We start from the raw sequence: 8861 nt of genomic DNA on the forward strand, positions 1-8861 counted from the left end.
ACTGCAGCCACAGGAACCGCCGGAGGTTTGTGTGTAAGCACCAAACCGACGCGATTGACCCGCAGCCGAATTTGCGCTGGTGGTCTCGGCAGCTATGTTGTCAGCCGATGAAAACATCTGACACGGCCACGAGGGTCTGTCGTCGATGAGTTTAGTGTGTGCGATTTGTGCGATTTTTGTTTGCCTTGATGCAGTCCGCAGACGCGCCGCGGCAGGGCTCGACGATCACTTTGGCTTGCAACGCAATAAGTAAGTTTGTGGCTACATCCGGAGCAGAGTTGAAATTGGACCCCATCACCAATCTCCGCGTCATTGTGAGCGCGGGCAGTCAAGCAGTGTCGTTCTTACGTCGTACCGATTACGAAGACCACCCTTTGCTTTTCGGATTCAGCAGCCAGTACGCGAGTGGGAGGCCGACCATATCTGGCCAGATTGATCAAAGTGGTCCGGGCTGACTTGCCAACTTTTCCCGAGCTTGGTTACGTCCTCTTAGTTGGTTGGGGGTACAACGGCGGGATAGGTTCGGTCTACCCAAATGCCTACGAAAAAAGAGCAAGAAGGCCGTCGGGTTTCCTTCGAGCATCCATTGCCCGCGCACATGATGGCAATCGATGGCACTTGGCGCCGAGCTTGTATGCTTAAAGATGTTTCGGACGCCGGGGCGAAGCTTCACGTCGAGGCCTCGATTGAGGGATTGACCCTCAATGAGTTCTTTCTTCTGCTTTCCTCCACCGGACTTGCCTATCGCCGTTGTCAGCTCGTTCGAGTGAACGGCGAGGCGCTAGAGGTCAGTTTCCTCCGTCAAAAAGCTAAGGCCAAGAAATCCTCTAACCGGGCCTAAACCGTCGTCTCGGAGATTGCCAAATTGTCCCGGCGGCGTGGAACTTTTGGCTTGTGTGCTGGTGTGGACGGCCTCTCATCCCCACGGTTCTATGACGCTGTCAGCGTCACAGCTAGATGAGAGGAAAGTCTGATGAATCTTCCTGTTCGCATCGGTATGGACACTTCCAAGTCGGTTTCCAGCTTCATGGTGTTGATGAGAATGAGGTGGTGGTGGTCCGCCGCCAGTTCCGGCGAGCCGAGATGATCCGCTACTTCGAGCGGCTTCCACCGGTTCTCGTCGCCATCGAGTCCTGCGGCAGCTCGCATCATTGGGCGTGCCTGCTGCAGTCGTTCGGTCACGAGGTGAAGCTGATCCCCCCTCAGTACGTGAAGGCTTACGTGAAGCGCGGCAAGAACGACGCGGCCGATGCCGAAGCGCTGTGCGAGGCGGTCACCCGGCCGAGTATGCGGTTTGTACCGATCAAATCGAGGGAACGGCAAGCGGCCTGCATGTTAATGACTGTGCGGGAACGCCTGGTCAGCGTGAAGTCGCAGCTTTCCAATGCTTTCAGGAGCTATGCGGCTGAATTTGGCATCGTCGGCCCCGCCGGTCGGCAGAATGTCGCGCAACTTATCAAACGGGTACTCGAGGATGACAGCTTGCCGGAAATGGCAAAGGATCTCTTCCGACTCCAAGCAGAGGAATATGCCGCGGTCGAAGCCCGCCTGGCAAAGATCGAAGCCAAGCTGATGAGGTGGCACCGCGACGATGATGTCAGCAGGCGGATCGCGACGATTCCCGGCGTCGGTCCGATTGGGTCGTCCATGCTAAGCATGAAGGCGCCGCCGCCGGAGACGTTCAGGTCAGGCCGCGACTTTGCCGCTTGGCTCGGACTGACACCCAAGGATCATTCGACGGGCGGCCGCAAAGATATGGCGGAATCACAAAGGCCGGAGACTCAATGCTCCGATCGACGTTGATTGTCGGCGCGACCGCGCTGCTAAGGCACATTCGAAAGGGCCGTCATAAGCCGACACCCTGGCTTGAATCGCTACTGGAGCGAAAGCCGCCGAAATTGGTGGCGGTGGCCTTGGCTAACAAGTTCGCCCGTATCGCTTGGCGATTGATGATATCGGGCGGAGTATACAACCGACCGGTAGCCGCCATGCCCGTCTGATCTGAAATGGCACCGCGAGCGAGGTTGCTCGGCGGATAGCCCACGAACTTGCAGGACGCAGTAGATGGAAGGACCGATCGGTCGATACGCGCGAGCTTCCGTAGATTACACTGGCATCATCAAGGTCGCCTATGTGCTTGGAGCGTGCGTAGCGAACACCATCTTGGCCAGCGAACTTTGTCCGCGCAAACAGGCCGGACATCTGATAGCAAGCGATCAGGTCAAAAGTCTGCTACCATCCTGACAAGTGGGGGCCGTCCACATCTGCAATTTGTAACGTCCAGGTCACGTGTGTTCGGGGGAAATTGTGACGGAAACGCCGCCGATAGCCATGCTAGTAGAAGACGACGATGCGATCCAAGGGATTGTCGATGATGCATTGAGGGAGGGCGGCTTCGATGTCGCCAGCTCCAAGACCGGCGAGGAGGCGGTTACGCTACTCAAGGGTCAGCTCATTTCATACTGCGCCCTGGTGACTGACATCAATCTGTTAGGAAGGTTCAATGGCTGGGAAGTCGCGCGGGCGGCGCGCGAGGCCGATCCCAGTTTTCCCGTAGTCTACATATCGGGCGCAGCAGTCCAGGACTGGCCGGCGCAAGGCGTTCCCAACAGCATAATTCTTCAGAAACCGTTTGCCCCCGCGCAGCTTACAACTGCGGTCTCTCAGCTCCTCAACGAGCGCTCGGCGGCCGATTCAGGCAGGGCTTGAGGCCAGAGATGACGCAGGCATCGATACTCGTCGTGGAAGATGAGGTGCTTATTCGAATGATGCTTGTCCAAATGGTCGAGGAACTCGGACACGGGGTCATCGCTGAAGCGGGGAATGTAGATGATGGGCGATCTCTTGCACAGATTGAGCAATACGACCTCGCGATTCTGGACATCAATTTGCACGGCACGAGCTCGTGGCCCGTTGCCGAAGCAGTAAGGAGGCGAGGGCTGCCTTTCTTTTTTTTGAGTGGTTACGGCAGCAAAGGCGTGCCGCATGGATTTGAAGAAACGCCGGTCATACTCAAGCCATGTACGCTGGAGACGCTCAACCGCACCATCGATGTTATTCTATCGAACGAAAAAACTTAAAAAGCACAGGACAAAGGTTGCGGAGCCTCGTAGACCTTTTAGTGCCTAAGGACGGCTTGCCGCCCAAGTCGTCCCGGGGCACGAGGTCTGGCATGTAGCTCATGCCGGGCCTCGTTCTGAACTATCCTTCGAAGGGCCAAAAGCAAGCGACGCGATTTGTCCCGATGCGTTGAAGGTCAAAACCGCGCTAACTACGCCGTCACGCGAGACATACGAGATCAATGTCCCCACACATGTCGGCTGAATATTGTCGAGATCAAACGCGGGATATTCCCGGAGGCGTTCGACCCAGTAGGCTCGCAATCCTTCTTTCCCAGTGATTGTCTTCGCGCCCCCGCAGCCACAATGGACCGCGGCGTCATCGGCGCACATTCTCAAAATCGCTTCGATATCGCCGGAGCGATAGGCATCAAGCCAATCAATCGCAGCCGCCATTAAATCAAAGGACATATCTCTAACGTTCCAGCCGTTTTTTTCCGGAGAGGTCTAGGAGGCATCGATGAATACGAAATGCAGGTGGACCTCTCGGAGCTCCGTGTTCCGAGTGGCGCCCCGGGAAAAAGTGCGTTCGGACGCTTCGGCTGAAGTCTGAGCAACTGGCCCATCGCGTCCGTTGGCGCGGTATAATACTGTCGGTCAAAGCGGAAGTCTGCGACTGAGTGCCAGAGCGACGCTTTTAGCAGCGCTGCCGCGTCCATGCGCAACGCCTGGCGTAGGTCGCGGATTCCACCAATCCGGTCGAACGCCTCAACGGAGCGACCCTACTCGAGCGGAAGGATGAGTGGGCTGTCCAGCGCCCGCTACATGACGCTGGAAACCATCGCGCCATTGAGCGATGATCCGACTGTTAGCCGTCCGGCAACCGCCAACTGACCGGTCCGGCACCCGCCGGCGGGTGACCCGCCGCAAGTTGCACCACGCCGCGGGGCACGATCGGATGGTTGTTGTCAAGGTTCGGGATGGCTACAGAAATGAGCTGTTCCTCTAGGCTAACCATCTCAAAATGTAATCGGAAAAGCTGCTCGCGGTCATCGTGGTGGGGTCGAAACCGCGATCGAGCCGAAATTTGGAATTCAGTCTCTCAGCTGTCTCTGACTTTTCCGCCAGCAGGTGCGGATATAGCCCCGCGGCGCGAGCACGGACGGGCGGATCCGTCGTCGCGGGCAAATCGATTCATCTATGGCTAGAATTGCCACTCAGGCGTCTTTCGGCCAGGTCTGCATCAGCCTGCCTGGACCTTCCGAATAAATGCGAATTCGCTTCCTTGAAGCACGCATCCTCCCCCAAAACGCTGCTAAGCTCTGATTTTGAGGCTAGTCTGCGTTGTCGCAGAACTCGTCGACAAATGAGAACTTTGCAAGCGTGGGTGAGCTGCGTTCACCTGTCTGGTCTTGGGCTCTCAGAAGCAGGACAAATGCGGATTCCGATGGCAGGCCGCGGGCATCATCGACCGCCACTGCAATGCCGGCCACATGAAGCAGGCCCAGTCCACCGTGCCTGTGGCGATCACCAACGCCTCGGGTGCTGGTTCCGCAAACCTGTTCAGCGAGTTCAAACAAGGCCGAAGGCGGCGACATCTGGTTCGCGCGCGACAATACTCGGCCGCTCGCATGCTTCGCCGGCAGCGATGTAGCGGACCACTGACTCGAACCGCCGACAGATCAGCGATAGCGGCGCACTGCCCCTCAGCACACGAACCGGGAGGTGGTCCTTCAGGTTGGTTAACCTCGGCCGCAGATCCCGCTGCATCCAGGTGTCTATGCCTATCGATATCTGTTCTACTTCAAGAACGCCGCAATGATATCGCAATGAATTGGGTGAAACGACCGTGAACAAAACGCGACGGGAAAGACTGCTACACCAAGAAAGACAACAGCTTAGAAGATGCTCACTGCGTTCGGGACGCAGGGGTCGCAGGTTCGAATCCTGCCACTCCGACCAAGATTTCAAACCCTTATAGTTTCACGGGTTTTGCGGTGCAACGCGCCCCGGGGGCGCTTTTGGTCGGGGCAGCCATGTCAGATGGTTCCGGCCGCGGCCATATCAGCCTCGCCCGGCGGCAGAACCGCCCGGGATGAACCGCCTCGACATCGCTGACGGACACCAATCCCACTTGTCGGGAGACGATCGCGAAGATCGTCTGCAGCCGTTCTTCGCGAACGCGTCGCATCCACGATGCACCAGAGAGCGAACATGCCGCCGGTCTGGCCGTCGGCGTCCCACGGCCCGCCCGGCCGTAACCGCTCAGAATGGGCTAGCGTCGAGCCTAAGCCCGATTGGTTTGTTGTTGCGCTTGGTTGGAATTCAGGGACTTGGACCACCCCGCCATGCGCCGTCCGATAGCGATTGCTGGGCTCTCCACTGCTCGATACATCAATTCAGCGGCGAGCAACGACAAGAGCAAGGCCACCGGGAAGATCCAAAATATAGGTACGCGGCCAGTCATCAAATGCGCCGAGGCAATCAAGATTGGAACGTGTATCAGATACAGGCTGTAGGAAATTTTGCCGAGCCACATCGGGGCTGGAGTGGCGAGCGCCGCATCCGTTTTGGTGTCGGCAAAACACAATGCCACGATCATCGTCGAGCCGATAGCTGTAGGTATGCCAGCGAGGATCGGAGATATCGAGAGCAGTGCAAGCGCGGCGCACCATAGCACAAGGCGCACCGGCCAGTGCTGAACCTGAAGCGCCATCCTAATCGACTTTGAATTCTCGGCCATGGCTGCTCCCACCGCGAACAGGTAGAGGAAGCGTCCGGTCGACAACGGATCGAAGAGCCAGTCCGGCACAAAGCGCTGCTCCAAATAGGTGCAGGCCAACGAGATCACGAGGGCGCCAAAGCACGTCGTTCGCCAATTCCATTGAATCGCAAGTGCGATGAGAGGGAAGAGAATGGAAATACGCATCTCGACGACGAGACTCCACATTGGATTGTCCAACGAGTGCAGGGCCTCGATATCGGTCATCGCAAGGTGAGCGGCCACCACCGAGAGAGTCGGGCGAAGTTGCCAGCTGGACTGATTGGCCCAATCGGTGAGGCCATCCATAGGGGCCGCCCCTATCAGATGGTAGAGCGCCGCGGATGCCAGAATCGCAACGCAGAACGGTGGGTAAATTCGCCAAAGCCGCTTGATCATGAACGACCAATAGCCGTCCCGGCTTGAAACGAACGCGAGGTGCAGGACGAAACCGCTCAGCACGAAGAACAGCAGGACGGCTGATTGGCCTGAAAACAATATTCTGAGCGGCGTGTACTTGATCCACGCAGGAGGCGTTTCGATCGCCAATAATCGCATGTGGTGAAATAGAACGATTAAGGCTGCGATGCCCCGCACGGCATCAAGTGATCCAATTCGCATAATTCGATCAAGGCCCCGACATCAATTGGATGGTCTTACAGGGCCGTGCGGTCCCGCCACAACATGGCGTGGGCATTAACGTAAACCTGCGTCAGCGCCGCAGCCTCAGGCGATGGTTAAATCGAAGCTCAGGTCGTAAAGGACCGTAAGCTTCGTCAGAAAGAGTGAGGGAATTGGGGTGACAGTGCTGGACCTGCACCCCTCTATTAGAGGCCGCCATCGTCTTATTGGCTTGCCTTGGCAGCGGCGTTCGCCAAGTGGCACATGCTACCGCCGCGTCACCAGCACGCCCAGCAGAAACGCCACCATCAGCGACGGTAGCGGGGCCTCGCGCACCATGCCGCGGAGGATGTCGGACCAGTGCGGCTCGGGGACCAGTCCTGGCGACCTGACCTGCGCCGGCGGCGCGATACCCCACTCCGATGCAAGCTCGGCGATCTCGCTTGAAGCCAGACGTACGCCGTCACGGACACGGAAAATGGTGGCCTCCGCGCGCTCGCGCGGGGCGAGCAACATCACCGTCCCGATCGCCGTGCGCAACGTCATTTCGCCGAAGCCCTGCAGCCTCACCGACTCCTCGGGGTCAGACGTCATTCCAATGTCCTCACAGCGCGAAGTGGTGTGCGATGGTGAAGGCCGCTGTCGCGCACAGGACCAGCGTGGAAACCGCTCCGGCCACGCCGCGCGCGAAATGAGCTCGCGTCAGATGCCTGGTCATGATTCCGCTCCATCCTCACCATGGAAATGGCGGGCGTGGGCGTTGGTTCCCTGCGCAAGCGCCGAATCGTAGAGAACAGGCTATTTCCGCAGCAAGTCCCGCAGCGCCGCCGTCGCCTCGGCGCAGCGGATCTCGTCGATCTCGCGCGACAGGCTGAGCGCGGTCGCCTTCAGCTCGTCGATCCCTGAGCTTTCGGGATGCTGGCGCTCGAGTTGGCTGAGCCGCTTGTTCAAATCATCCAGTTTCGACTGGAGCTGCCCGATGCTGGCGGCCCCATTCACGTTCCAAACGCGCTGTGCACGCATCGTCGATCCCCTGATAGTCTCACGGTGTTGTGAGCAGGGTTCGTGGCGGCAATGGGCATTTCTTTTGTCTGGCATGAGACGGTCGGGAACCGTTGCAGATCGGCAACGAAAGTTCCCGGACATCCATGCGTGGCTTGCTCGGGCCGGGGGCGCGGTGTCGGGAGGCGCAGAACCTGCATGTGCGCGCGCACCATGGGACCGGTCTATCCGGGCAGCGAAATGGGGGACGATTCGTGGCGAGATTTCTGAATGTCGCAGCCGGCCAGCTTGGCCCGATCGCGCGGAGCGAGACGAGAGCGGAAGTCGTGGTGCGCCTGATGACCTTGATGCGCCAGGCCCATGCCAACGGCTGCGACCTGATCGTCTATCCCGAGCTCGGCCTCACCACGTTCTTTCCACGCTGGTACTTCGAGGACCAAGCCGAGATCGACCGCTTCTTCGAACGCGAGATGCCGGGGCCGGAGACGCAAGCGCTGTTCGATCTTTCGCGCGAGCTCGGGATCGGGTTTTGCCTCGGCTATGCCGAGCTGACGGTCGAGGCAGGTATCGTGCACCGCTACAACACGTCGATCCTGGTCGACAAGAGCGGCGCCATCGTTGCCAGGTATCGCAAGGTCCATCTGCCCGGGCATGCCGAGCATGAGCCGTGGCGTAAATTCCAGCATTTGGAGAAGCGCTATTTCGAGCCGGGCTCCGGCTTCGGCGTGGTCGATGCGTTCGGTGGCGTGATGGGCATGGCGATCTGCAACGACCGCCGCTGGAGCGAGACCTACCGGGTGATGGGTCTGCAGGGCGTCGAGATGGTGATGATCGGCTACAACACGCCCGTGCACAATCCGCCTGCGCCGGAGCACGACGATCTGTCGCTGTTTCACAATCATCTGGTGATGCAGTCGGGCGCCTACCAGAACGGCACTTTCGTGGTTGGCGTCGCCAAGGCCGGCGTGGAAGAGGGGGTCGATCATATCGGCGGCAGCTGCATCATCGCGCCATCAGGCGAGATCATTGCGCGATGCAGCACCAAGGGCGACGAACTCGCGCTCGCCCGCTGCGATCTCGATCTCTGCAACTCCTACAAGCGCACGACCTTCAATTTCGATGTTCATCGACAGCCGAAGGCGTATGGAATGATCGTCGAGCGGAAGGGCGTGACCATCATGGCGGATGGCACGCCGGTGAAGCCGAAGGGGTGATGGCTCTGTCTCGATGGCGGCTACACTCTCCGCTGTCGTCCCGGCGTAGGCCGGGACCCATAACCCCGGAAGAAGTTGTGACGCGACGGCGCTAACGCCGAGTCTTCGCAAAGCTATTGCTGCGGTGTATGGGTCCCTGTGTCTGGAAAGTCTGTCATGATGAGAGTGGGCGGGAAGCCGTTGGGTCCTTGGCGCTTGACGCCG

General features: G+C 58.9%; 8 protein-coding genes and 2 pseudogenes. 6 read left to right on the forward strand and 4 right to left on the reverse strand.

The annotated features are described in order from the left end of the window. Positions 1 to 535: 535 nt before the first annotated feature. The 4 genes and pseudogenes from JQ621_RS31845 (at position 536) to JQ621_RS31860 (ending at position 3080) form a co-directional block, all read left to right on the forward strand. Positions 536 to 841 carry a hypothetical protein gene (locus JQ621_RS31845; RefSeq protein WP_212240887.1) on the forward strand — a complete coding sequence of 102 codons (306 nt, stop codon included), beginning with the start codon at positions 536 to 538 and terminating at the stop codon, positions 839 to 841. Between the two features lie 132 nt (positions 842 to 973). Then, a pseudogene (locus JQ621_RS31850) lies at positions 974 to 2000 on the forward strand (IS110 family RNA-guided transposase). Between the two features lie 331 nt (positions 2001 to 2331). After that, positions 2332 to 2709, forward strand: coding sequence for a response regulator (locus tag JQ621_RS31855; protein ID WP_212240910.1), 378 nt, complete (start codon positions 2332 to 2334; stop codon positions 2707 to 2709). Positions 2710 to 2717: 8 nt separating this feature from the next. Then, entirely contained in the window at positions 2718 to 3080 is a 363-nt protein-coding gene (locus tag JQ621_RS31860) for a response regulator (protein ID WP_212240889.1), read from the forward strand. Between the two features lie 99 nt (positions 3081 to 3179). On the opposite strand, the gene JQ621_RS31865 is transcribed toward JQ621_RS31860, so the two are convergent. After that, positions 3180 to 3530 (reverse strand): nuclear transport factor 2 family protein, encoded by a 351-nt coding sequence (locus JQ621_RS31865; RefSeq protein WP_212240891.1) that lies wholly within the window; start codon positions 3528 to 3530, stop codon positions 3180 to 3182. Between the two features lie 275 nt (positions 3531 to 3805). Between JQ621_RS31865 and JQ621_RS31870 the strand changes: the two are divergent. Beyond that, a pseudogene (locus tag JQ621_RS31870) lies at positions 3806 to 3953 on the forward strand (IS256 family transposase); the annotation flags it as partial. Between the two features lie 1393 nt (positions 3954 to 5346). On the opposite strand, the gene JQ621_RS31875 reads toward JQ621_RS31870, so the two are convergent. From JQ621_RS31875 to JQ621_RS31885, 3 genes are all read right to left on the reverse strand, one after another. Further along, entirely contained in the window at positions 5347 to 6441 is a 1095-nt protein-coding gene (locus JQ621_RS31875) for an acyltransferase family protein (protein ID WP_283813219.1), read from the reverse strand. Positions 6442 to 6708: 267 nt separating this feature from the next. Beyond that, entirely contained in the window at positions 6709 to 7035 is a 327-nt protein-coding gene (locus JQ621_RS31880) for a hypothetical protein (protein WP_212240894.1), read from the reverse strand. Positions 7036 to 7239: 204 nt separating this feature from the next. Beyond that, positions 7240 to 7464 carry a hypothetical protein gene (locus tag JQ621_RS31885; protein WP_212240896.1) on the reverse strand — a complete coding sequence of 75 codons (225 nt, stop codon included), beginning with the start codon at positions 7462 to 7464 and terminating at the stop codon, positions 7240 to 7242. Between the two features lie 233 nt (positions 7465 to 7697). Here JQ621_RS31885 and JQ621_RS31890 point away from each other — a divergent pair, with 233 nt between their 5' ends. Continuing rightward, entirely contained in the window at positions 7698 to 8657 is a 960-nt protein-coding gene (locus JQ621_RS31890) for an N-carbamoyl-D-amino-acid hydrolase (RefSeq protein WP_212240899.1), read from the forward strand. Positions 8658 to 8861 lie beyond the last annotated feature (204 nt).

Origin of the sequence: Bradyrhizobium manausense, assembly GCF_018129685.1 — a bacterium.
Taxonomy (GTDB): domain Bacteria; phylum Pseudomonadota; class Alphaproteobacteria; order Rhizobiales; family Xanthobacteraceae; genus Bradyrhizobium; species Bradyrhizobium manausense_D.